We start from the raw sequence: 25636 nt of genomic DNA, 5'->3' as shown, positions 1-25636 counted from the left end.
TCAGGATTACGATTTCTTATACGAAGCTGGTGTTGTTGGTGTATTTGGTCCTGGTACCAAAGTATCAAAATGTGCTATTCAAATGTTGGATATCCTAATTGAGCAATACAAAGACTAGTTCTTTTATTACTATATTTAAAGACAGGAACGATGTTCCTGTCTTTTTTTTTGTCCTAAATCAACAATAGTAAGCCATGAAAAAAACAACTCTACTTCTACTATTTTATAGTTTCACCTTCCTTCTTACCGCACAAAATAAGAGCAAAGAAGATTCCCAAATTAAAAAACAAGTTCTTATCGGTGAACTTACACTCGAGGTTTTTGATACAGAACTATGCAAGAATTGGTATGCTCCAGAATACAAAGAGTACCATACAAATGCTAAAGTTCTCAAAAAACTGAAGGATGTAAACCTGAAGCAAATAAATATAACTCTCGTTCTCGGATCATGGTGCCACGACAGTCATCGAGAAGTACCTCATTTTATTAAAATTCTAAAAGAAATTAAATTCCCTTTGGACCAACTTCAAATATATGCCTTAGATACCCACAAATCGGCACCCGATTTTGATGCAAAAGCCGATAACATAATGTATGTACCAACTGCTATTATTTCGCGAGAAGGAAGAGAAATAGGTCATATTATTGAACAGCCCAAAAAATCGCTCGAGAAAGATCTGATGAAGATAATCTTGAAAAATTAGTACCTTTAGATATTGGATTAATCAACACTATAATGGAACAAGCAGAGACAAATGCCGGACAAACTTTAGGGATTATTGGATTAATACTTGGAATCTTGACCTTCCTGTTGGGATTTATTCCCTGCATTGGAATAATTGCTATTATTCCAGGTATAGTAGCCATTATTATAAGCGCAATTGGACTATCGCAAGCCAACAAAAACAACGGAGCTCGAGGAATTAACATAGGAGCTCTTGTTGTATCTATTATTGGCGTATTGGTAGCATCTCTCTGGCTGATATTTGTAGTTGGAATCGCTAGTCTTAACGAAGACAAAATTGAGGGTTTTGTAGAAGAGATGATTGATGAATCGTTATACAATCCAGAATTACAAGACGCCTTGCAAGATCTAGAAAATCAACTCGATGAAGTATGTATCGATTCCATCAAATATAAAAATGATAGCCTTTCTATCGATATCAAAATTGTCAATGAGTAATTCTCATCTTCAACTCAAGCAAAATTACAAAATCATCAACCTTAGCTTGGCAGGAATTATCCTTTGTATCTTTATTTATTCAGGTCTGTTTTCTCCACAAAAAAGCAATCATCCCATACCATCGATTTATACTAAAATTACAGGTGAAAAAAGTCCTTCAACAGGATTATCTCGTAGTTTTTCAGCCCTAATTCGTGGCGATATACAGGAAGCAAAAAACTATAATTCAGAAGCCTTACCTATTTTTCTGTTTTTTTTCTTTCAACTTATTTTCAGAAGTCTAAGCTCTGTGCTTATAAAAAATAATTTTTCAGCACTAAAAATTTACATTCTTACAGACATCACACTTTCAGCCCTCACCTTTTATCTGACCTTCAGACCTTTAATATTATTCACCATTAAACTTTTTTCGGAAACCATCGTAAACTACGAATAAGTTCAATTTTTATTAAACTAATTCATCCGATATGTCAGTATTACTTGTGATTGTTTGCCTCGCACTGCTGACCAGTATTATGGTTATGCATGTTTACAATGAACTTCATCTATCCAAACGAATCATCAGGGCTGCCTCCTTGATTCAAAAATTAATGGATCAAGAGGGAATTAAACACCTCGATTTGGAAAAAAAATTCGAAATGTCTACTATATCAACACAACTTAGACTTTTGGAATATTACCTACACACTCTCGATTCTACCTACAAATATTTTGGCTCAAAAGGAACAGTTTCACAACGAATTTTAAACATCGAGAACGTTCTGAAAACCTATAGCTATCAGAACGATCTAAGTTTTAGCGAATATCATTGAGCAAAAAGAATTCATCCACTTTAACCCCTCGAGCTGTTTGTTTCAACGAACAACATTCGTTTAAAATATCGTGTTGAAAAAATAAAATGTAGCTATTCTCAACAGCCTCTTTTAAAAAGAGTTCTTTTTCGCGCAAAGAGATACTCGGATTTAGATCATAACTCGCTAACCACTTTACAGGAACATTTGCCGCTGTAGGAATAAAATCACCTGCAAAAACAATTGTTTTGTTCTGTATTTTTATCACGGGGACCATCAATCCAGGAGTATGTCCGTTCACAAAACGCAAATCGAAATTCGGAAATAATTCGCCTTCCTCTTCAATAATCTTTAATTTTCCAGCTTCTTTTATGGGTAACACATTTTCCTTAAAGTAGGCATCTGCTTCGCGGATGTTTGGTTGGCAATAGTTCTCCCATTGTGGACGACTCACCCAATGAGTGGCATTTGGAAACACCAGTTCGTAAACATCCTTGATGGCTCCATTACGCACAGCTCCACCACAATGATCAAAATGTAAATGCGTAAACACTACATCTGTAATCTCTTGCGGATCTACCTTAATCTCAGCAAGAGAATTCAATAAACTGGCATCTCCATTAAGATGATGATTTTTAAAGTAATCTTCTCCTTGCTTGTCTCCAGTTCCATTATCAATTAAGATTTTACGCTCTCCATCAACCACCAACATACTCCGCATGGCACAGTTGCACAAATTATCCTCATCGCTTGGATATTTACGGCTCCATAAAAGTTTCGGAACCACGCTAAACATAGCTCCTCCATCGCACTTAAAATTGCCTGTCTCGATCTTGTATATTTTCATCTATTTTAACTTAAATATGTTATCTTTAATCTCAAATCAGTCCATAAATAAGGCTTTGCAGCAATAGCTGATTATAGAAAGTCAAAAATACAATTTTTAAAAGGGATTAACAATGAGAGTACATTTTATAGCCATTGGTGGCAGCGCCATGCACAACCTTGCAATAGCTTTACATTTAAAAAATTATACTGTAACAGGTTCCGATGATGAAATTTTCGATCCCTCAAGATCTAGATTAGAGAAACATAAGCTTTTACCTGAAAAATGGGGTTGGTTTCCAGAGAAAATTAATGAATCAATAGATGCTGTCATTCTTGGAATGCATGCTCGAATAGATAACCCTGAACTTTTACGCGCACAAGAATTAGGTTTAAAAATTTACTCCTATCCCGAATACATTTACGAGCAGACGAAAGACAAGACCCGAATTGTTATAGGTGGTAGCCATGGAAAAACCACTACAACATCAATGGTAATGCATGTGCTAAAGGAAAATAATATCGATTTCGATTACATGGTTGGGGCTCAAATTGAAGGTTTCGACACCATGGTAAAATTAACCCAAGAAGCTAACATAGCCATTTTCGAAGGAGATGAATATCTATCTTCCCCCATCGACAGAAGACCAAAATTCCATCTCTACCACCCACACATTGCTTTGCTTACAGGAATTGCCTGGGATCATATCAACGTTTTTCCAACCTTCGAAAACTATGTAGAACAGTTTAAGATTTTTACTGATTTAATTCAAGAAAAGGGAAGTCTTATCTATTTTGAAGAAGATGAACACATCCAAAAAATCATTGCCAACAAGCGCGGTGACATTAGCTATTTACCCTACAATACACATCCCTTTCAACTTGTAAACAATCAAAGTATTCTACAAACAAATTTAGGTGATTTTCCACTTGAAATATTTGGGGAGCACAACCTACAAAATTTAATGGGCGCCTATTACATCTGTAAAAGCATTGGACTAAAAGATCTTGACTTTTATCAATCGATTCAGAGTTTTTCGGGGGCTGCACGCAGATTACAAAAACTAGCGGAGAATGACAATTGTTGTGTTTTTCAGGATTTTGCACATTCCCCTTCCAAGCTAAAAGCAACCACTTTGGCGGTGAAAAAGCAATATCCACAACGCAAACTTATTGCTATTATGGAACTTCACACTTTTAGTAGCTTAAAAAAAGAATTTCTACCTCAATACAAGAACACCATGAAAACAGCCGATCGAGCTTTTGTTTATTTCGATCCGCATACAATCGCACATAAAAAACTAGAATTAATCAGCAGCGAGCAAGTAGCCGAAGCATTTGGTGGCGATAATCTTTCTGTTTACACCAATTCAAAAAAACTAATTAGCGATTTACTCTCAATGAATTTTATGAATACAACTGTATTGCTAATGAGTTCGGGAAACTTTACTGGTACAAACCTTGCTTCCCTAGCTGAGAAAATTATAGTAAGTGCTAAATAATCTAAGTATCACTATTTCAGACTTATTATATTGTTAATAAGTAAATAAATACTATTTTTACAACATATACTCTCAAATTCGGAAATACCATGCTTTTCAAGCTTACACGCATTTTTTTACTTCTTCTTTTTGTCCCAATCAATATGGCATTGGGGCAAAATCAGAAGCAAATTGAAAATGCTGAAGAACTATTAAAAAGTACTGAAGGAAGCAAGCGGATAGCATTACTCAAGGAACTTTCCCAACTATACATGGATACAGATCCTAACAAGAGTATTGATTATGCAAAAGAAATTGTCACATTAAACTCAAAAAATAATGTAGAAAAAGCAATTTCACTTTACAACCTAGGCAATTTATACCGACATACTAATAACTACAGACTAGCCCTCGATTGTCAAAACCAAGCTCTTGAAATTCGTGAAACACTAAATGACCAAAGTGGATCAGCAAGCTGCTTGAACAATATTGGGGAAATCTATAAAATTCTTAACAAATACGATGAAGCATTAGATCATCTTAACCGCTCTTTGGAAATTAGGCAGAAAGAAGGAACACCAAAGGAATATGCTTACACCTTAAATAATATTGGAAGTGTTTTTTGGCTAAAAAAGGATTATGCAAACGCTTTGGAATTTTATCTTAAATCCCTAGAAATAAGACTCGAACTAGGTGATAAATCAGACATAGCCTCTTCGCTAAACAACCTGGGAAATGTATACAAAAACCTAAACAAACCCAACAAAGCACTTGAATACTACCGCAAAGCGCTTCAAATAAGAGAAGAAATTGGAGATAAAAACCTAATTGCCTTTTCTTTAAATGATATTGGAGGAATTTACTGGAGATTAAATAATTTTAATGAGTCTTTGTCTTACTACAATAGATCACTTGCCATTAGAAATGAAATAGGTAACAAGCGATTCATTGCAGCTACTCTTAAAAATATCGGCACCGTTTACAAAGATCTAAATGAGCTTGATTACTCCTTGAAAAACTACAACGATGCCTTACGGATATACGATGAAATTAACGACCCAAAAGAACAAGCGAATGTATTCTCATTGATTGGAAATCTTTATAATAGCTACAATAATTTCGATAAGAGTTTAGAGTTTCATAAAATATCACTTACCATACAAAATAGAATTGGAAATAGTAAAGGTGTAGCCTATTCGTCGAACAGTATTGGCGAAATTCTAATGAAATATTACCAAAGCGAAGAAACAGAAGGCTACTTACTCACCGCATTTGATCAAGCTAACAAATGTATGGACAGGAGTTTACAGAAAATCACCTCCGAAAATTTATTTGAATACTACTCCAACCGAGGAGACTATAAAAAAGCATTAGAGTATTTCCGGGAATTCTCAAACACCCAATACGATAGTATTGTTGATCAGATTGATAAAGATAAAATATCTGAATTTGAAGCCAACTACCAAATTTCAAAAAACAACGACGAAATAAAAAGTCTAAAAGCATACAACCGACAGCAAACAATCGTAATTTACCTTTTTATTGCCTTAATACTATTTGCAGGGATTATAGGATACATTGCCCGAAGAAACATTAAAATAAGAAAGGAAGCGACCATAGCCTTAACCGATAAGAATAAGGAACTGGAAGAAATCAACTCCAAATTGAAAGAAACCGAAGTTAGTTTGCGTGATTTGAATTTGACCAAGGATAAAATATTCAATATTATTTCGAAAGATCTACGTAGTCCTTTTATCGACATGAAAAAACTCAGTTCCAAACTACTTAAGAGTTTTGATAATGAACCTATTAAATCTCAAAAAGAATTATCTAAGCACATCAAAGATCTATCGTTTCACACCTACAATCTTGTTGAAAACATTCTATTATGGTCGGCTTCCCAATCAGGAAAAACAAAATTTTCGCCACGTATTTTTAACGTAAAAGAACTTTTAGAGCATAGCTTAAGCAAACTTTCAGAGCAACTTATCGAGAAAAATATTAAGCTAATTTTTAATTTTGATAGCCATTCGAAAGCCTTTGCCGATACTGCAGCTATGACTGAAGTATTTAAAAATTTACTCTCCAATGCTATTAAATTCTCCTACCGAGAGGGAAAAATAACCATCTCGGCACGAGAAAAAAAATACCTGATTGAACTTGAAATATCAGATGAAGGAGTTGGTATGAATAAGACTAACCTTAACAAAATATTCCGTTTGGATAATGATTATCTCGCTTTAGGAACAGCTCAGGAAAAAGGGGCTGGAATTGGCTTATTGCTCTGCAAAGAATACATCGAGAAAAATGGAGGCAAAATATGGGCCGATAGTGAAGAAGGAAAAGGAAGTAGCTTTTACATTACCATTCCTAAATCAGACAAATTAATGAAATCCAGTTCTTGAAAGAATAATTACCACATAAAAAAAAAGGCCTCAATAGAGGCCTTTTTTATTGAAATCGATTTATATATCGATTAGTATTTTTTAGCAACAAAGTGATAGTGACTACCAAATCTTTCGAAAGCTGCCTGATCTAATTCTTCTCTAAAATTAGGGTGAGCAACAGAAATAATTGCTTTAGCTCTTTGTTGAAGGGTTTTTCCAAATAAATTTACAGCACCATATTCAGTTACGAACCATCTCATATTGTTACGAGTTGTTACAACACCAGATCCCAACATAAGAGTTGGAGCAATCTTAGAAAGACCTTTTCCAGTTACCGAAGGCATAGCAATAATTGGCACACCACCCTCTGATGCTGCAGCACCACGAGTAAAGTCAATTTGTCCTCCTACTCCTGAATAATGTCTTGTTCCAATAGAATCGGCACAAACCTGACCTGTAATATCAATTGATAAAGCTGAATTAATAGCACATACTTTTGGATTTTGCTTGATAATACCTACACCGTTAGTGTAAGCAACATCCATCATTAAAACTCCTGGATTATCATCAACAAAATCGTAAAGTTTTTTGGTTCCCATTAGGAAACCAGCAACAATCTTACCTTTATCTAGTTTCTTATTCATTCCATTCACAACACCACTCTCAACCAATGGCAAAAGTCCATCTGCAAACATTTCGGTATGAACTCCTAAATCTTTGTGATTTCCTAACTGAGCCAATACTGCATTTGGAATACCACCAATTCCCATTTGAAGACAAGCTCCATCAGGAATTAAATTAGCAACATTTTTACCAATTTGAATATCCATTTCACTTAATGGTGCACCTGCGTGTTCAATTAATGGAGTATCATCCTCGCAGAATACATCAAAATAACTCAATGGCATCATCGCATCACCAAAAGAACGAGGTACATTTGGGTTGATAACCGCTACAACAGTATCGGCAGTTTCAACAGCTGATCTAGTAGCATCTACAGAAGTACCTAAAGATACATAACCATGCTTATCAGGAACGCTTACCTGAACAACAGCTACGTTTACTTTTAAAATTCCTTCACGGATTAATTGCTGAGTTTCACTCAAAAATACAGGAATGTAATCTGCATAACCTGCTTGTGTTTGCTTTCTTACATTAGCACCTACAAACAAAGACTCTAAGTTAAAAATACCTTCAAACTCAGCGTCTGCATAAGGAGCTGGTCCTTCTGTGTGTAAATGTTGTATAGCTACATCGTAAATTTCACCTCTACGACCTCTTTCACACATTGCGTTAATAAACTTCTGTGGAGCCAATGCTACAGAGTGCAAATGAACTCTATCACCAGACTTAATCACCTTCGCTGCTTCCTCAAAAGAAACTGTTTTGATCTCTTTTTGCATCTTATTAATTGGTTTTATGATGTTTTGAATAATTTCTAAATCGCCGACTAAAGTAGTACATTTTTTGAATTATGCGTCTGCTATTCAGCATTACTGCTACAAAACATACTCACATTACCGCTTCATAACTAAGACTTTGAGATGGAAAACAATTAAAAATAAAATTGAAAACAAGATCATTCTGGCAAGCAAATAGGAAAAGTATAGAAATAAAGAAGCCGGGAATTTTTCCCGGCTACAAAACCCAAACATCTAATAAAACTTAAATAACAAAAACTATCAAACTATTATTGTTAATAACCCAATATTTCAAAAGTATGCTAACTTAGCCATTTATAACTTTTCGAAAATGTAAATAATCTTTGTTTTTTACATTTACACTCAAATATACAACCATTTAACCCATCAATCAAATCAATATTGTTTATTATGCAATAGATAATGTTTATATTTGCCTTACATTAAATTTCATTTTCATGATCACAATAACCCAATTGGAATATATAGTTGCCGTAGACACCTACCGTCATTTTGCAACTGCTGCTGATAAGTGCTTTATCACACAACCAACTTTAAGTATGCAAATAAAAAAACTGGAAGAATTTCTGGATGTAACCATATTCGACCGAAGCAAGCAACCCATTATACCAACCGATGTAGGAACTGATATCATAGAACAAGCCAGAATAATATTAGGAGACACAAAAAAAATCGACGATATTATAAAAAACCATAAAAACACCATTGAAGGAAACCTGAAAATAGGAATCATACCTACCCTCGCTCCTTTTCTTCTTCCTATGTTTATAGGCGACTACATTCGTAATTATCCAGCAATTAAAGTAGAAGTTGAGGAAATGGTTTCCGAAGATATCATTACCAGCTTAAAAAAAGACAAAATAGATGTAGGCCTGTTTGTAACCCCCGCAAAAGATGATAAGATAATTGAAAGACCTTTGTTTTATGAAGAAATGATGATTTACGCAAACAAAGATCACGAGATACTAAAAAAACCAATTTTAGAAGTAAAAGATATTGCCACTCCGGAAATATGGATGCTGGGCGATGGTCACTGTTTCCGAAATCAAGTAATCAACCTTTGCGAAATGCATGACTTACAACACCAGGAATTGCCATTCGAGTTCGAAAGTAATTCCTTAGAAACATTAATGAAGATTGTCGACAAAGAAGGTGGATTTACATTAATCCCCGAACTAGCAACCCAATATTTACCTGCCGAGAAAATGAGTCAAGTTAAGAGATTTACAAATTTGCACCCATTGCGAGAGGTAAGTTTGGTTTATTCTCGACATTACTCGAAAAATAAATTACTCGATTTATTGGCGAAAAATATCCAGAGTATTATTCCAAAAGAACTTTTAGATAGCTCAAAAGGAACAATTGTTGAATGGCACTAATTTTTTTTCAATCTAGGAGTGAAGCACTTAGTGTCTAACAACAAAAAAAGTGTGATTTTTTTTCAAATAAAGTATTGCCAATGTAAAGAATTATCTCTTTCTTTGCATCGCTAAAGAAAAAAATAGTGGTCACCATTACCACAACAATTCTGAAGTTATTTACTGAGAAAAAAATACAGAAATGTATTTGCAAAATTAAATTTTTAATTTACCTTTGCAGCTCTTTAAAATCAAATGGTCCGTTCGTCTAGGGGTTAGGACGCCAGGTTTTCATCCTGGTAACAGGGGTTCGATTCCCCTACGGACTACGAAAAATTTGTAGCAAGTTATTTTTAACTTATCTTTGCTACGCAATATAAAGATAATGGTCCGTTCGTCTAGGGGTTAGGACGCCAGGTTTTCATCCTGGTAACAGGGGTTCGATTCCCCTACGGACTACCAAGATAAATAATTTAGATAACTTTAAGAGATGGCAAATCATCAATCTGCAATTAAAAGAATAAGACAGTCTGAAAAAAAACGCGTACACAACAAGTTTTACGCTAAGACTACTAGAAATGCTGTAAGAAAGTTACGTGCTACTACAGATAAAGAAGCTGCTAACGAATTATTACCAACGGTTACTGCAATGTTAGATAAACTTGCAAAAATCAATGTAATTCATAAAAACAAAGCGGCTAACTTAAAATCTAAATTAGCTTCACACGTTAACAAACTGTAAGTAAAGACACTTTAACTCTATATTGAAGGGTTCTCATTGAGAACCCTTTTTGTCGTGCACTAAATTTTCATTTGAGAATTCCATATAATTCCATAACTTTAATTAAGTATTAATGAAATGGCTAATGGATGAATATAAAAAATTAAGCATCAAAAACTGGGCTTTAGAAGATCGTCCCAGAGAAAAATTAATGTACAAAGGGGTTAAAAGTTTATCTTCGGCCGAACTATTAGCTATTATTATTGGAAGTGGTAATCGAAAACAGTCTGCTGTAGAATTATCTAAATCCATCCTCTCCCATTGCAACAACGATTTAAATCAACTCGCAAAAAAATCCATTCCTGATCTGATTAAAATTCCAGGAATCGGCCAAGCAAAAGCCATCGGTATTATCTCAGCTCTAGAATTAGGCAGCAGACAAAAAGCCTTTCTCAGTCGACAAAAACCAAAAATATCCTCTAGCCAGGATGCCTACGATATCATGTCACCGTACGTAGAAAATCTAGGTCATGAAGAATTTTGGGTTCTTTACCTAAATCGGGCCAATAAAATAGTCGAGATTAAAAACGTGTCATCTGGTGGAATCACAGGAACAGTTTTTGACGTTAGATTGGTATTTAAGGATGCCCTTTTGTTAGAAGCAACCAACTTAATTCTCTGCCACAATCACCCTTCTGGCAACTTACAGCCTTCGCAAGCAGATAAAGAAGTCACATCTAGAGCAATAGATGCGGGTAAATTAATGAATATCTCCATATTAGATCACATTATAATAGCTGATGAACAATATTTTAGCTTTGCCGACGAAGGCCTAATTTAGACTGAGTCAGACTTGCCAATTTTTACTCCTTTCTATGTCCTATTTTTTTTGAAATATAGCTATATTTGCACTCAGCTAATTTTTAAACAAATAATCATGGTAGTCAATACTTTAGGAGATCAAAACTCTCTTTTCAACCAATTTATAGCTGAAATAAGAGATATAAATATTCAATCCGATCCGCTTCGCTTTAGAAGAAATCTGGAAAGAGTAGGCGAAATTTTTGCTTACGAAATCAGCAAAAAATTAGATTTCAGTGAAAATCCAATTCAAACACCTCTTGGTGAGTCTCTTACAAACATACCTTCTTCTCAGGTAGTTGTAGCCTCTATCCTAAGAGCAGGTTTACCTTTACACAATGGTCTATTAAATTACTTCGACCGATCAGAAAACGCATTTATTTCTGCCTACAGAAAATATTCTGATGACGGTGAGTTCAAAATCAATTTCGAATACATTTCGTCTCCATCTATTGATGATAAAGTGGTTATTTTAGCTGATCCTATGTTGGCAACAGGCTCTTCAATGGAATTGGCATACAAAGCAATGTTAACAAAAGGAACTCCTAAGCATGTTCACATTGTAGCTGTTATTGGTAGTGAAGAAGGAGTTGAGTTTATCAAAAATAAACTTCCAAACGAAAATATTACCATTTGGATAGGTGCTGTTGATAAAGAATTAAACTCAAAATCATACATCGTTCCTGGTTGCGGTGATGCAGGTGATCTTGCATATGGTGCTAAACTTGGATAAATAAAAACTAATAAAAAAGGCTTGTTTTTGCAAACAAGCCTTTTTTATGCTCTATACTTTTTTACCTCCATGGAATCGGCACAAAGTTCATGCAATTGCCTTATACTTTTTTCTAAGACTGGATGAATGAGGTCGGCAGCAACATCAAGCATGGGAACCAAAGCAAATAATCGTTCCTGAATTCTGGGATGTGGAACAATCAACCTTTCAGATGAAATAATTTTATCCTCGTAAAACAGCATATCAATATCAATTGTTCTTTCGCTGTACTGATTTTTCTTTCGAACCCTACCCAAATCTTTCTCAATTTGCTGGGTTACATCCAAGATATCTAGCGGAGCAATACAAGTTTCTATAACAACAACCTGATTGAGAAAATTTAGCTCGTGTACAAAGCCCCATGGTTCGGTTTCATAAATACTCGAACTAGCAACTAATACACCCAATTTCGAAACCATTTGCTGAATAGCATCGGAAAGGTATTTTTCCCGTTCAGACAAATTACCTCCCAATAAAAAATAAACTTTTGCCATGTGAAATATTCCTTTTATCGGTAAAAGAAACAAAGAAAACTGCCATATCAAAATGAATATCGAAAATACACTATAACACCTAAGCATTCTCAGTTTAAATAAATATATTTGTTTGTATCGAAATTTACATAAATTTTGAATTATCTGTTATTAATTGATTATTCATAAAACACATTTATTATGAAGAGCTTTTTCAAATTTACATTTGCCTCCATCATAGGAGTTATTATAGGTGGTCTGATATTTTTATTCCTGGGAATAATGATCATTTCTGCCGTTGTTGCCAGCGGCGACCAAGCCGTTACGGTTAAAGAAAAGAGTATTCTGGAAATAAAACTAAACAATGAATTAGTAGATCGTGGTTCCGACAACCCATTGGCTAACTTTAATTTCACAACATTTAGTGCAGATGCAAATATTGGTCTCAACACAGTTCTTGAGAATATTGAGAAAGCAAAAACGGATGATAAAATCAAAGGAATATATCTTAACATTACTGATATACCTGCAAATTTTGGAGGGATGGCTTCTATCGAAGAAATCAGAAACAAACTAAAAGAATTCAAAACCACAGGCAAATTTATTGTTAGCTATAATAATTTTGGCCATTCGCAAAAAGCCTTCTACTTAAGTTCTGTTGCCGATAGTATATACCTAAATCCTGAAGCTGGTTTATTCCTTTTAGGAATGGGTGGAGAAAGAACCTTTTACCGAAAATTCCTTGAAAAAATAGGTGTTGAAGCTCAGGTTATTCGAGTTGGGAAATACAAATCAGCCACCGAGCAATATTTTCGTGATGACATGAGTAACGAGAGTCGTGAACAAACCATGGCTTATGTTGGTGCCATGTGGAACCAATTGCTCGAAGGAATCTCCGAAGAAAGAAACATCTCCGTAGAAAAATTAAATCAACTAATTGACGAGGTAGCCATTCGAAAAGCAGAAGACGCCAAAAAATATGGTTTAATCGACAGCGTTATTTATGAAGATCAAATGCAAGATAAGCTTAGACAGCTTTCTGGTATTAAAGAAAATAAAAAGCTAAGATTAGTGAGCATGCCTGATTATGCTACCACTCCAAAAGCCGACCCTAAATTTTCGAAAAATAAAATTGCAGTTATTTATGCCAGCGGAGCTATTGGCTTGGAGCAAAATGAAAGTTCTATTGGACCTGAATTGGCACAAACCATTCGCGAAGCTCGTATCGATTCAACCATTAAAGCAATTGTATTACGAGTGAACTCACCAGGTGGATATGCTAATGTATCAGACTTTATTTGGAGAGAAGTACAATTAGCCTCTGAAGTAAAACCTGTAATTGCTTCCATGGGAAATGTAGCTGCTTCGGGCGGTTACTATATAGCCTGTTCGGCCGACACTATTGTTGCCGATAAAAACACCATTACCGGATCAATTGGAATTTACGGACTGTTCTTCTCGGGGGAAGAATTAATTAAAGAGAAGCTTGGCTTGACAACAGATACTTACGGAACCAATAAACATGCTGCTTTTGGAGGTAACTATCCTTTACTTTTACCGGTTTCATCTCGAAAATTCACTCCTACCGAAAGAGAAATTGTTCAATCAATAATCAACAATGGTTACGACACCTTCCTGCAACGAGTTGCAGATGGACGACACATGACAGTTGAACAAGTTCATGAAGTGGCTCAAGGAAGAGTTTGGAATGCTATGGATGCTCAAAAAATTGGCTTGGTTGATATTTTGGGTGGACTAGAAACTGCCATTAAAATCGCAAAAGAGAAAGCTGGGGTTGAAGAGTACAGAATTGTTTCCCTACCCAAACTAAAAGATCCTTTTGAAAGTATTCTTGAAGATCTAAGCGGAAAAGCCCAAAGTAAAATTATTAAAAACGAGTTGGGTGACTTATATAACACCTATCAAAAAACACAAGACTTAATACAGCTTGGTGGAGTACAAGCTCGTATTCCTTACGAAATTGACTTACGCTAGAAACAAGTTGTTTCACTTGCAAAGATCCTCATTTCTTGAGGATCTTTTTTTGAAATAAAAACCTATTCTCTGCAAAATCTAGATATTTCCACAAGTAAATCTTCATACTTCGATGAAAAACACGAAATTAAATTATTAATTCATTTCTCTAATGACTACCTTAAGCTGAAAACAGTAATGATTTTTAGTTATGCCATGTAAGAAAATTATTATCAAAGAAAATATTTCTGTAATTTTAAGCACAATAACAGAACACTTATTAATGGAACTAAGTCTGAACAAAGCACTTCCTTATTCAAATATACGATAGAATGAAGAAACTAACTCCCATCCTAAAAATTCTGCTTATTCCATTCAGTATACTTTACGGGATCATCGTATTTGTTCGAAACCTTCTCTTCGATTTTTCTATTTTACCCAGTACTGAATTTAAAATTCCCATAATTTCGGTAGGAAATATTACCGTTGGCGGAACTGGTAAAACCCCACATATCGAATATTTAATCACTCTACTCAATGGCGATTTTAAAATAGCTACTCTAAGCCGTGGGTATAAACGAAAATCAAAAGGTTATTTACTTGCTGATGAGTTCTCTACTTCGAGTTTGATTGGTGATGAACCCATGCAAATAAAAAGAAAATTTCCAGACATATTAGTCTCTGTTGACAAAGATAGAGTTCAAGGTGTAAGAAAGCTGCTTCAATCTGAATCGGGAAATCAATTGGATGCAATTCTACTTGACGATGCTTTTCAACATCGATTCATAAAACCTGGTCTATCTATTCTTCTTATTGATTACAGTCGCCCCATTACGCGAGATTATATTTTACCCTACGGACGCTTGCGAGAAAGTTCTCACGAAAAAGATCGAGCAAATATCATCATAGTGAGCAAAAGTCCTGAGAATATGACACCTATTGATAGAAGAATAATAGTTAAAGAACTTAACCTTCTTCCTTTTCAATCGCTTTATTTTACATGTTTAGACTACGGAAGTTTAATGCCTGTATTTAAAGATAAAGCCATTAATATCATTAATGAGGAATGGGAGAAAGAAAATTTTTCTATTCTTCTGGTTACAGGTATTGCCAATCCAAAACCACTTCGTAATTACCTTGAGAATTTCTCCGATCATGTAAAAGAAATTAAATTTCCAGATCATTACTCTTTTACGAACAAAGACATGGAAACCATCCGCAAAAAATTTGAGGAACTAAGAGGTACAAATAAAATTATTGTCACCACCGAAAAGGATGCAACTCGCTTTTACGATATGAATATTGAACAAGATTTAATAAAAACACATTTGTTTTTTATTCCTTTGCGCATCAAATTCTTAAACGGAGACAAATCGAGATTCGATCTCCAGATAATGAACCATGTTAGGAAAAATAAGCGCTCAAGCAATCTGCATAACATAAAAACGAACTCAATATAAAATGAAAGGGGAATCCAATTGATTCCCCTTTACCCTACCATAGAATTAACCACTACATTAATTAACAGGCATTGTTTAAAGCTTTTTGCAAAACAGTCCACACTCAACTAAAAAGCTTCAAACACTCTAATTTACATTAAGTTACAATTTTTTTACGAGAAAAGCAAAAGCAAATTCCTTTTTGCATTCACTCATTGTTGGCGAGTTAAAAAAAAGCCAGCTAATTAAACTTTCCACCTAAAACGCAAGTCTTTTTATAATTTTGAACTTCCCCCTCTGGACTGAACAGTTCAATGTACACAATATAAACTCCTATGGATGCTCTTTCCTGATTCGAAGTCAACCCATCCCAAAATAAAGAATCTTCCTTTGCCAGATTTAAATTATTCGCTAATCTTCTAATTTCTATCCCTATTGAATTGTAAATTCTAACATTCGTTAAGAAACCATCTTTCTGCAGGTTAAAATTAATCTGCAAGCGATCATCAATTCCATCATTATCTGGGCTAAACAGTTTTGGCGACAAACTAACCTCTGATTCAACTACATCGAGATCACTAAACACAGAATTTTGCAAACCAGGTGTTCCAAATCCTACAGTTTGCGCTGCCGATTGCCAATTTGAATCACTATTGGTTTCTCCTAATGGATTAATTCTTTCCAAGGAAACTCCTTCTTTATCGGTTAATAACTGAAAATGCATTTCCTCACTATAGGAAAAATCGTCAATGATCTCATCATTAGAAACCAAAACCACCCTTCCTTCATCATCAGCAAAAGAAGGCATCGATTTCACTTGAATAAAAGCATCGGGATTGGAAGTAAAATAATTTTCCTGAATGTTAAGTGAATCCTCGGTCACCAACAAATATTCCATATTTGACAGAAATCTCTCAGAAAGAAAAATTTCATCCGTTAATTTATAACTTTCATCTCTTGTTGCAATTTTTAACTGGGAGATATCCAGTACCTTATCAGATATATTAACAATCTCAACAAAATCCACCCCATTAGGGTAAGGATTGAATAATACTTCGTTAACAATTAAATCACCCGAAGCAATGATTCCAGGAACCCAAAAAGAATATTCTGTTATTTCCAGAGAATTTTCTGCTAAATCTTTAACCTCACTACTTACCAATAGTTTATATTGACTATTCACTATTAAATCATTCTGAAAATACATTTGAAATTCTTTCCCGATTTCATCGATCTGATTTATTCTTACAGGCTTAACTAATTCAGGGGTTAATTGATAATTATTCAAGTCGAAAATCCCATCGCTTGCCATGGCTTCGTTAAAAACTAGCTGGATACAATTTTCTGCAACAAAACTACACGTAAGAAGAACTGGTGCTATGTTGTCAGAATTTTCAGAATCAATTGAATTCAATGCACCTGGAGTTCCTCCCAATTCATCTACTGAAGCCTTCCAGTTCATTTCTTGCCAAGCCGTATTTTCAGGATCAATTCGTTCAATAGACCAACCTCCATTTGACTTATCGTCGTTTTGGTACCATGAATCATTGTAAGTAATTTGATCGATTCTTAATTTTTCCTTCGATTGTATCTCGATACTATCTCCTGAGTTACTTAATGCTGGAAAACTGTTCATGGCAAGCACAGAACCATATTCGCTTAATTCCACGGCTGCAGCGTTGGAACATAAAATTAAATATCCATAGGCAGCAATGGTATCTAAACTTAAAACCCGTTCTTTCTCACTAACTTTTAAGATCCAATCCTCAACGGATATAGGAAACTCGCTGGTATTATAAAGTTCAATGTATTCATATTTGGGAAGGCCAGCAGAAGGATCTTCGTCAGCCATAATCTCATTGATTACCACATCATTTACTTTTGCTTCTGCAAAATAGCCGAAAGTAATAGATTCCTGATCCTGCACCGCTCCTTTCGTATCGGTGATATTTAACAATTCGAGAAGATAATCCCCAGTTGTTAATTCTTCATCCAAAACGAGCACCAAATCCTTATTATCCTCTCCCGAAGCAATTTGCATGCTGTAAACTTCCCCATCTGTTCGTTCTAAGTTGAAATTTTTGAGAAGAGAGGATTTCAAGAAATCGAGACTTTCTGAATATTCCAGCAACAAGGTATCTGCCGACACAATTTCATATGATTTTAAAAAAGGTGCCGTATTAATAGCTTCTACCTTCAAATCATCGAACCATAAATTTCCAGCTCTCGATGCAGTTTCAAAGGTAAAACCCAGTGCACAAAACCACTCTTTATCGTCACCTTGTGGCTCCGATTGAATGGATGCCAAGAAAGTCCAGTTTTCTTTGCTACCCAATCTATTATAACTAATCGACCACAATCCACCTGGATGGTAAGAAAGTGAAATTGCAACAGCTTCATTTTCATTCCAATTAAATTCAGACTCCAGTAAAACATTTTTATTTCCCTCTTCATCCAAATTCCAAAAACTCAACAAATCGCTTGATCCTGTTTGATTTACTCCTACCAAATAATCACTTGTAGCCATTTCAGGAGTTGAATCATCCATAAGAACATGAAATGCAAATTTATTTCCAGAAGTTGGATCCCACTCTCCATTTCGAATAATAAAACTCCAATGAATTGCACTGCCACTAGGATCAAATCCTGGTAGGGATCTACTAATATAACTTGTTCCAAACTCTTCCGATAAATTGTGTTTTAAAGAGTAGTTTCCATTAATTGTTTGATAAGAAGAATACATCCAATCAGAAGTATTTAGCCAATTATTCAAACCTTCAGTTTCAAAATCTTCATTAATGGTCAATTCATCTTCGCCAACATAAATCAGGATGGAATCACGCCCCCAATCAGACTCGACTAAAAGTCTAAAGTCGTCATCTCCACTATACGCTACTGAATCTATTTTTACCTCTCCATTTTCCAAAACATAGTCGCTGTCCGGGATAGTTAAATCTCCATTGCCTTGCAGTAAACTCAACTGAATCATTCCATTGGCATTGGTTGCAATATTATTCAAGGCATCACTAGCTACCAATTCTAAAGCGAATTTTTCATCCGAATTTCCAATTTGGAAAGGATAGGATGAAAAAGAGATACAGCTTTCAACAACAGAAACAGCAAGAATTCCTGAAGTTATATCCTGGTCCAAGAATTCTGCCAAAGAAGAGCTATTTTGAATGGTTCTCCATCCATGCTCTTGCGGTATTTTAACTTGAAATGTAGCCTTATCTGGCAATTGACTTATTCGAAAAAAGATAGCTAAACTTAAATCCATCTCTGAATCGTTTTCTATTTCGAGAACACCTTTCGATGAACTAAAACTGATGTAATCATCCTCAATAGCCGAGCTTGAAGCAATCACTTCATTGTTGCAGATAAGAACCGCACCAGCAATATGTTTCGACCAGGAAAATGAACCATCTGTCTGTGAATTGTAAAACTTCAAATTGGAAATAATAGTAGGCAGTTGATCGTGGCTGGCCTGATCTTTTATGCTAAAATTTAAAACAGGAATTGCCTCTTCCTGACTTGTTGCTAAGGAACTCAGCTCACTTGCCAAAATAGCGCTAATAGGGTCAATATAAGAATCTTGATCGACAGCAGATATATTGGTGGTCAAAATAGTCGAAAAGTCCTTACATTCTGCATGAATGGTAAAATTATCGGCCTCACCGTAGACTAAATCAGACCATAAAAAGTAACCATTTTCACTTGCCAATACCAGATTATCTGAAGTTAAATCTCCATCTCCGGAGGCAACCGAAAGCTCAATCTCTGTGCTAAAATTCGTATCAATATTCCCCAAGCTATCTTCCAATTGAACTAACATTTCAAATTCCTCTTGAAATGCTACCACTTCAGGATAGGCCTCGAATACCATTTTTTGAGCAAGTACCTCGAAAGTAAATTCAGGTCCTACTAAATTATTGCTAAACATTGCTTTCAAACCACTTCCTGCATCTGAAATTGACCATCCGTTGTGCAAAGAATCAATCTTCATTTGAAAAATTTCCTTATCGGATGTGTTCCCGGCTTTCAGATAGCAAAACACAGAATACTCCAATGTATCCTCACTAGGAACCTCCTCATTATCCGCGAATAACAAATTCAACTGATCATCTTCCAATTCCATTCCTGCTTCAATAACAACACCATTTCGTTTTAAGATGAACTCTGCAATGGATTCTTCCCAATTTGCTTCATTACTATATGAACCAATAAATCTCATGCTCTGCAAAAGTGTTGGAAGCTCATCATCTCCAGAATCAATTACCGAAAAACGAAACACCTCAATAGCATCTGTACTTGCGGTAAGTAAAGAAGAAATCTCTGAACCTGAGTAATGCGAAGAATCTACCTCAATATCGGTTTTATATGTATTCTCAACTAACAGACTATCGGAGAGAATGGAAGACAAGGAATCACTTGTTGCGAGCAGTTGAATGCTTTCTGGAAGAGAATACTGCAGAGAATCGAAGTGAATTTCTCCATCAACAAAAGTATTTTGAAATCCTAAAGGTGAAAGCAATTCTCCAGATCCACTTTCTAAAGATAATGTAAGCTCTTGATCCGCATCAAAATCCTTATTATTAAACCCATCCACCGCATTTAGTGCCACAGAAAAATACTGATTACGAATAGCTACTGTTGGAAATTCTGAAAATATCATTCGCTCTGCCTCAACCTCAATCTGATGCAAAGCAGATAATAGGGAATCATTTTCAGATTTTAAACCTGATCCGGAAGAAAAACACTCAAAACCTTCCTCTGATTTTTTACAGTACAGTTGGAAGGTTTCTCCATCAACTATGGTATTGTTGGTATTTAAGAAGGCCTTTAATTCAAACTCTTTTTTTTCCGCATCAGGGATATTAACCTGCTCTTCGGCAAAATCCATCACAATGGAGTCATGAGTAATGGAAATGCTTTGAGGAATAATCTCCTCGCTATCTGAGAACAAGCTAATTCCTCCCAAACAATTCTCCCAACTCATTCCGTTTTCGGGGTTAGAATTGAGAAAAATCATTCGATTTATTTTTGTTGCCAAGCCATCAATTGCTTCCGAACTTTCGTCTATCGCAAAGCTAAAACAACTTACGGCACTATTAGCATCATTATTTGTTGAATAGAGAAGAACGGACTCAATCGGATTTTCGGAAACCACAATTTGCGTTAATTGATCGCTTTCAGGAACAATTGGATCTCCGCTAACCACAATATTGTCGAAATAGACCAAATCTCCTGAATTTGGGTTATTAACACGAATAACAATTTGAAGACTATCACCATTTAAATTCGATTGCGTGGCAGTTTCACTTCCCCAATTCCCTATATTCTCGGCATTCAGTTCAAAAGCAAGTTCAGCTCCTCCATCGAGAGAATAATATGCTTTTGCGTATTTCAAAGTATTTGTTGAACTACCCGTTTCTGCCATAAGTACAGAAAGTGAAACATTAGTAAAACCAGATATATCAAAAGACTTACTGGTCCAAACAGCCTCTCCATCGCAATCTTTGGCTTCTAAACGACCTCCTGAAGTTGAAACCACCATCACATAGTCTTCTTCATCGGTCAAAGTACAATTGCTTATATCCAAGCTCCAATCCAATACACCTGATAAATCAGAACTCGTTCCCCAATAACCTTTATCAATTTCAGCAGAAAAATCTGTTTGCCAAATATCATCAGCATATAAAAAATTATTATTGAGTAATAATATGAATAGGAACAATTTCAGGCAAAGAGTTTTTTTCATAAAAAAATCCTTTTAAATTTGATTTGCTTTATGCGACTAAAGCTAATTTAACTATAATCCAACTTACAATCAACTTTTTAAATCAAATTATGTTATGAGAATTGCAGTTGTCGGCGCCACAGGTTTGGTAGGCCAGAAAATACTGGAAGTCCTGGAAGAAAGAAATTTTCAGATAAGTGAATTATATCCTGTAGCTAGTGAAAGATCTGTAGGAAAAGAAGTTGTATTTGCTTCAAAGAAATACAAAGTTATCAGTATGAAGGATGCAATTAATTTAAAACCACAAATTGCAATTTTTTCAGCTGGCGGAGACACCTCTTTAAAATGGGCTCCCGAGTTTGCAAAAGTAGGCACTACTGTTGTCGATAATTCTTCAGCATGGCGCATGGATAAGAGCAAAAAATTAGTTGTTCCGGAAATAAATGCTGTTGATTTAACTTCTGACGACAAAATAATTGCCAATCCAAACTGCTCTACCATACAATTGGTTGTTGCTCTTGCTCCCTTGCACAAGAAATTTAAAATGGAAAGATTGATTATTTCAACCTATCAATCCATTACCGGAACAGGTGTGAAAGCTGTAAAACAGCTTGAAAACGAACGCATGGGAAAAAAGGGAGAAATGGCATATCCTTACGAAATTGATAAAAACTGTATTCCCCATTGCGATGATTTCACTGAAAATGGTTATACCAAAGAAGAAATGAAATTAGCCAACGAAACCAAAAAGATTCTAAAAGACGATAGCATAAGAGTAAGTGCTACAGCTGTTCGAGTTCCTGTTGTTGGTGGTCATTCGGAATCGGTAAACATTCAATTTGCAAATGATTTTGATTTGGATGAAGTTCGAAAAATTCTTTCGGAAACCGAAGGCGTAATTGTGCAGGATAACCTAGAGAAAAATGAATATCCAATGGCTAAATACGCACACGAAAAAAATGAAGTTTTTGTAGGTAGAATCCGTCGTGATTTTTCAAACCCGAATACATTAAACATGTGGATTGTTTCTGATAATCTTAGAAAAGGAGCTGCAACCAATGCGGTTCAAATCGCAGAATTTCTTGCAAAACACAAACTAGTATAATCATATAAATTAGGCCAATGAATAATCATTCATTGGCCTTTTGACTTTATATTCGAAGCACTCTCTTGTAAATATTTGAGTGTTTTTCTTTATCCGATAATACTAATCCATTAGGTTGGAATAATCCTGATACAAGTAGTCATTATAAGGAAATCTTGCTGAATGAATTTCCTTGATCACATCGTAGACTTTCTCACGAAACTCCTCCACATTTTCCTTATTAATTGCAGAAATAAACAAACAAGGTGTATCTCCCTTAGCAATCCACATTTGTTTTAATTCTTCTAAACTAAAATTCTCTTTTGTTTTTGGTAATAAATCGTCCTCATCTTTTTTCTCGTAAGTAAAGGCATCAATTTTATTAAAAACCAAGAATGTTGGCTTAGTCCGATTATCTATCTCGAGCATAGTTTCGTTTACCACCTTAATTTGATCCTCGAAATTTGGATGCGAGATATCCACAACATGAAGAATTACATCGGCTTCGCGAACCTCATCAAGCGTTGATTTGAAAGATTCGACCAAATGGTGAGGAAGTTTTCGGATGAATCCCACTGTATCAGCCAACAAAAAAGGAACGTTTTGAATAACGACTTTACGAACTGTAGTATCGAGAGTTGCAAAAAGTTTATTTTCTGCAAATACTTCCGATTTACTAAGCATATTCATTAAAGTAGATTTTCCCACATTGGTATAACCAACAAGAGCTACACGAACTAATTTACCTCTATTTTTACGCTGGGTGGCTTTCTGCTTATCAATCTTAACTAAATCTGCTTTTAGCTTAGAGATTTTATCCAAAATAATTCTTCGGTCAGTTTCAATTTGGGTTTCTCCCGGACCACGCATACCAATACCACCACGTTGTCGTTCCAAGTGAGTCCACATTCTGGTTAATCGGGGAAGCATGTATTGATATTGAGCCAATTGAACCTGAGTTTTTGCATTAGCAGTTTGAGCTCTACTTGCAAAAATATCTAAAATCAAAGTGGTTCTATCCAATATCTTACGCTTTAAGGCTCGCTCTATATTTCGAAGTTGAGTTGGGGAAAGTTCATCATCGAAGATTACCATTTCAACATCCTTATGCGTTTCTAAATAGTACAAAATTTCCTCTAATTTACCAGCACCTACAAAAGTTTTTGGATTTGAATAATCCATTTTCTGAGTAAAACGTTTCACCGTTTCGGCTCCAGCAGTTAAGGCTAGAAAGTCTAATTCATCAAGGTATTCCTGAACTAGTCTTTCTGTCATGTTTTTTGATTTATCAACAACGCCAATCAAAATTGCTTTCTCTACTTCTCTATCTATTATAAGCTTCTCTCCCATTTAATCTATTTGCAAAATAAAAAGGCAAAATTGCCTCCATAAAGTTTTTTCTGATTTTGAATTGAATGTAAAATCTAATCTTCACAATCAAGACTATTTGCAAAATACGCAAATTATCGACCAAAAATAAACAATATTCAAAAAGCAATAGCACATATATTATAAAAAAAAAGAGGCTCTGAAAAATCAGAGCCTCATATATCTAATAAAATATAGATTTAATCTATTGTAATTGGAAGTTGATTGGTACAGTATAAGATACTTTTACAGCTTTACCACGTTGCTTACCTGGCTTCCATCTTGGCATTTCACCAATCACTCGTACTGCTTCTTTATCTAAAGAAGGATCTACTCCACGAACAACACGAATTTGTTCTACAGCACCCACTTTATTAACAACAAAAGTTACGAAAACACGACCAGTAATACCATTTTCCTGAGCAATTACAGGATATTTTACCGATTTAGCGATCCATTTTTGTAGTTCTAATTGTCCTCCTGGAAACTCAGGCATGTCTTCTACAATCACAAAAACTTGAGCTTCATCTTCTTCTTCTTCTTCCGCTATAACTTGGATTTCAACTTCTTCATCCATATCTGCGTCCGAATCTTCAATTTCTAACTCGTCCTCAATCTCCTCTTCGTTATCAACAATGTTCAAAACATCAGCAACCTTAGGAGCTGGTGGTGGTGGTGGTGGTGGCTTAATTGGTTCTTGTCTAGTAACAGGAATCATTTCTTCCTCCGCCTCCATTTCTTGTTGATCTTGCAGGCCAGTAGCTTCGCTAGAATCTACACTCCATTCAAATGCAAGAAGCACAAAGGCAAGAGTAAGAGCCAGACCGATCTCAAGAAAAAGACCTCTCTTATTTTCAAGATCTGCTTTTGGTGACTTCTTAACTTCCATAATCTTCTTTTAATTTTCTTTTAATTTCAGCGCTTAAAACTAAGTAATTCAATTTTATAATCAAAATCCTTTTGGACTAAGAATAAAACCAAGGGATAAAGATATAAAAATATAAAAACAAACTCTTTTATTGAGGCAATATTTTTGATTCTCAGAGAGTAAACCTTTGAGAATTCATGATTAGGACGAGAAATTTATGGTAATTAACTATGGGATAAAGCCTCTGTGTATAAATGAACTATAAACTTAGTCCATTCTTTCTTTATAGGCAATCTAAATTATTATTAACACAAAAGTAGAGTAAAGAATCTATTGTGTTCGTACTCATCCTACCTATACACACTATACATTACTACCCATCATTTGTCCCTTGACAAACAATTTTCGAATAACAATAGATTCTTTACTCTTTTAATGCATACGAATAGAATTGAAAAATGTTTGTATTTATTAAAAATGATGGCTATTAAATTTTGAGATATTCAATTTTACTCTATATTTGCACTCCTGATTGCATAGAGTATTTCTTAAGAGCAAGTATACAATTCGATTTACGCCTTAAATCTTACTCACTAAAAATTTTGGGGGATTAGCTCAGTTGGCTAGAGCGTTTGACTGGCAGTCAAGAGGTCATCGGTTCGATTCCGATATTCTCCACACTAAAGATAAGGCGTTTACGGGCTTCCACCGTGGGCGCTTTTTTTGTTTGTACTAACAATCTATCTCTTATTTTTTCAAAAAATAAAATTACTCCTTGGTATAAGGACTAATCTTATCTATAACTATAGTAAGTATTTCAATTTTCTGTGTAAACCTGTAAATCACCCCATTACAAATTGAATACCAATGCC

At 35.1% G+C, this 25636-nt stretch carries 19 protein-coding genes and 3 tRNA genes; 16 read left to right on the top strand and 6 right to left on the bottom strand.

Annotated elements, in window-relative coordinates; translation table 11 throughout:
- Positions 1 to 194 precede the first annotated feature (194 nt).
- The 4 genes from ABYT26_RS14280 to ABYT26_RS14265 are packed head-to-tail and all read left to right on the top strand — an operon-like array spanning position 195 to position 1995.
- Positions 195 to 704 (top strand): TlpA family protein disulfide reductase, encoded by a 510-nt coding sequence (locus ABYT26_RS14280; protein ID WP_372755059.1) that lies wholly within the window; start codon positions 195 to 197, stop codon positions 702 to 704.
- A 32-nt stretch (positions 705 to 736) separates the two neighbouring features.
- Positions 737 to 1183: a hypothetical protein gene (locus ABYT26_RS14275; RefSeq protein WP_372755057.1), complete on the top strand. Its 447-nt coding sequence runs from the start codon at positions 737 to 739 to the stop codon at positions 1181 to 1183.
- Complete coding sequence (locus tag ABYT26_RS14270; protein ID WP_372755055.1) at positions 1176 to 1619, top strand: DUF2752 domain-containing protein; 444 nt, start codon at positions 1176 to 1178, stop codon at positions 1617 to 1619. Before ABYT26_RS14275 ends, ABYT26_RS14270 begins: the two co-directional genes overlap by 8 nt.
- Positions 1620 to 1650: 31 nt before the next feature.
- A complete protein-coding gene (locus ABYT26_RS14265; protein WP_372755053.1) occupies positions 1651 to 1995 on the top strand; it encodes a hypothetical protein in 345 nt (114 codons plus the stop codon).
- Here ABYT26_RS14265 and ABYT26_RS14260 read toward each other — a convergent pair.
- Entirely contained in the window at positions 1979 to 2821 is an 843-nt protein-coding gene (locus tag ABYT26_RS14260) for an MBL fold metallo-hydrolase (protein WP_372755051.1), read from the bottom strand. The two genes, ABYT26_RS14265 and ABYT26_RS14260, sit on opposite strands and share 17 nt — an antisense overlap.
- Positions 2822 to 2933: 112 nt before the next feature.
- Between ABYT26_RS14260 and murC the strand changes: the two genes are divergently transcribed.
- Positions 2934 to 4301 (top strand): UDP-N-acetylmuramate--L-alanine ligase, encoded by a 1368-nt coding sequence (gene murC, locus ABYT26_RS14255; RefSeq protein WP_372755049.1) that lies wholly within the window; start codon positions 2934 to 2936, stop codon positions 4299 to 4301.
- Between the two features lie 89 nt (positions 4302 to 4390).
- A complete protein-coding gene (locus tag ABYT26_RS14250; RefSeq protein ID WP_372755047.1) occupies positions 4391 to 6685 on the top strand; it encodes a tetratricopeptide repeat protein in 2295 nt (764 codons plus the stop codon).
- A 71-nt stretch (positions 6686 to 6756) separates the two neighbouring features.
- Here ABYT26_RS14250 and ABYT26_RS14245 read toward each other — a convergent pair whose 3' ends face one another.
- Positions 6757 to 8070: an acetyl-CoA hydrolase/transferase family protein gene (locus ABYT26_RS14245; RefSeq protein ID WP_372755045.1), complete on the bottom strand. Its 1314-nt coding sequence runs from the start codon at positions 8068 to 8070 to the stop codon at positions 6757 to 6759.
- Positions 8071 to 8546: 476 nt separating this feature from the next.
- Here ABYT26_RS14245 and ABYT26_RS14240 point away from each other — a divergent pair, with 476 nt between their 5' ends.
- The 6 genes from ABYT26_RS14240 to upp all read left to right on the top strand — a co-directional run bounded on the left by ABYT26_RS14240 (position 8547) and on the right by upp (position 11782).
- Complete coding sequence (locus ABYT26_RS14240) at positions 8547 to 9488, top strand: LysR substrate-binding domain-containing protein (protein WP_372755043.1); 942 nt, start codon at positions 8547 to 8549, stop codon at positions 9486 to 9488.
- Between the two features lie 236 nt (positions 9489 to 9724).
- Positions 9725 to 9796 (top strand) — tRNA-Glu (locus tag ABYT26_RS14235).
- Positions 9797 to 9854: 58 nt separating this feature from the next.
- Positions 9855 to 9929 (top strand) — tRNA-Glu (locus ABYT26_RS14230).
- 28 nt (positions 9930 to 9957) lie between these two features.
- Complete coding sequence (rpsT, locus tag ABYT26_RS14225; RefSeq protein WP_372755041.1) at positions 9958 to 10209, top strand: 30S ribosomal protein S20; 252 nt, start codon at positions 9958 to 9960, stop codon at positions 10207 to 10209.
- A gap of 112 nt (positions 10210 to 10321) precedes the next feature.
- Complete coding sequence (gene radC / locus ABYT26_RS14220; protein WP_372755039.1) at positions 10322 to 11029, top strand: DNA repair protein RadC; 708 nt, start codon at positions 10322 to 10324, stop codon at positions 11027 to 11029.
- 96 nt (positions 11030 to 11125) lie between these two features.
- Positions 11126 to 11782 carry a uracil phosphoribosyltransferase gene (upp, locus tag ABYT26_RS14215; RefSeq protein WP_372755037.1) on the top strand — a complete coding sequence of 219 codons (657 nt, stop codon included), beginning with the start codon at positions 11126 to 11128 and terminating at the stop codon, positions 11780 to 11782.
- Between the two features lie 44 nt (positions 11783 to 11826).
- On the opposite strand, the gene folK is transcribed toward upp, so the two are convergent.
- Entirely contained in the window at positions 11827 to 12315 is a 489-nt protein-coding gene (gene folK, locus ABYT26_RS14210) for a 2-amino-4-hydroxy-6-hydroxymethyldihydropteridine diphosphokinase (protein ID WP_372755035.1), read from the bottom strand.
- Positions 12316 to 12495: 180 nt separating this feature from the next.
- Here folK and sppA point away from each other — a divergent pair, with 180 nt between their 5' ends.
- Together sppA and lpxK are read left to right on the top strand one after the other, a co-directional pair.
- Positions 12496 to 14289, top strand: coding sequence for a signal peptide peptidase SppA (gene sppA / locus ABYT26_RS14205; protein WP_372755033.1), 1794 nt, complete (start codon positions 12496 to 12498; stop codon positions 14287 to 14289).
- Positions 14290 to 14600: 311 nt separating this feature from the next.
- Positions 14601 to 15728 (top strand): tetraacyldisaccharide 4'-kinase, encoded by a 1128-nt coding sequence (gene lpxK / locus ABYT26_RS14200; protein ID WP_372755031.1) that lies wholly within the window; start codon positions 14601 to 14603, stop codon positions 15726 to 15728.
- Between the two features lie 220 nt (positions 15729 to 15948).
- On the opposite strand, the gene ABYT26_RS14195 is transcribed toward lpxK, so the two are convergent.
- Positions 15949 to 21465, bottom strand: a complete 5517-nt coding sequence (locus tag ABYT26_RS14195; protein ID WP_372755029.1) for a lamin tail domain-containing protein — start codon at positions 21463 to 21465, stop codon at positions 15949 to 15951.
- Between the two features lie 94 nt (positions 21466 to 21559).
- Between ABYT26_RS14195 and ABYT26_RS14190 the strand changes: the two genes are divergently transcribed.
- Positions 21560 to 22549 carry an aspartate-semialdehyde dehydrogenase gene (locus tag ABYT26_RS14190; protein WP_372755027.1) on the top strand — a complete coding sequence of 330 codons (990 nt, stop codon included), beginning with the start codon at positions 21560 to 21562 and terminating at the stop codon, positions 22547 to 22549.
- Between the two features lie 102 nt (positions 22550 to 22651).
- Here ABYT26_RS14190 and hflX read toward each other — a convergent pair whose 3' ends face one another.
- Together hflX and ABYT26_RS14180 are read right to left on the bottom strand one after the other, a co-directional pair.
- Positions 22652 to 23878, bottom strand: coding sequence for a GTPase HflX (gene hflX, locus ABYT26_RS14185; protein WP_372755025.1), 1227 nt, complete (start codon positions 23876 to 23878; stop codon positions 22652 to 22654).
- Between the two features lie 223 nt (positions 23879 to 24101).
- The gene (locus ABYT26_RS14180; RefSeq protein WP_372755023.1) at positions 24102 to 24785 is read right to left on the bottom strand and encodes an energy transducer TonB; all 684 of its coding nucleotides are present in this window, start codon (positions 24783 to 24785) and stop codon (positions 24102 to 24104) included.
- A gap of 583 nt (positions 24786 to 25368) precedes the next feature.
- Here ABYT26_RS14180 and ABYT26_RS14175 point away from each other — a divergent pair.
- Positions 25369 to 25442 (top strand) — tRNA-Ala (locus ABYT26_RS14175).
- Positions 25443 to 25636 lie beyond the last annotated feature (194 nt).

Source organism: Labilibaculum sp., assembly GCF_041595635.1.
Lineage (GTDB): Bacteria > Bacteroidota > Bacteroidia > Bacteroidales > Marinifilaceae > Labilibaculum.
This window is presented reverse-complemented; position numbering and strand designations above follow the sequence as displayed.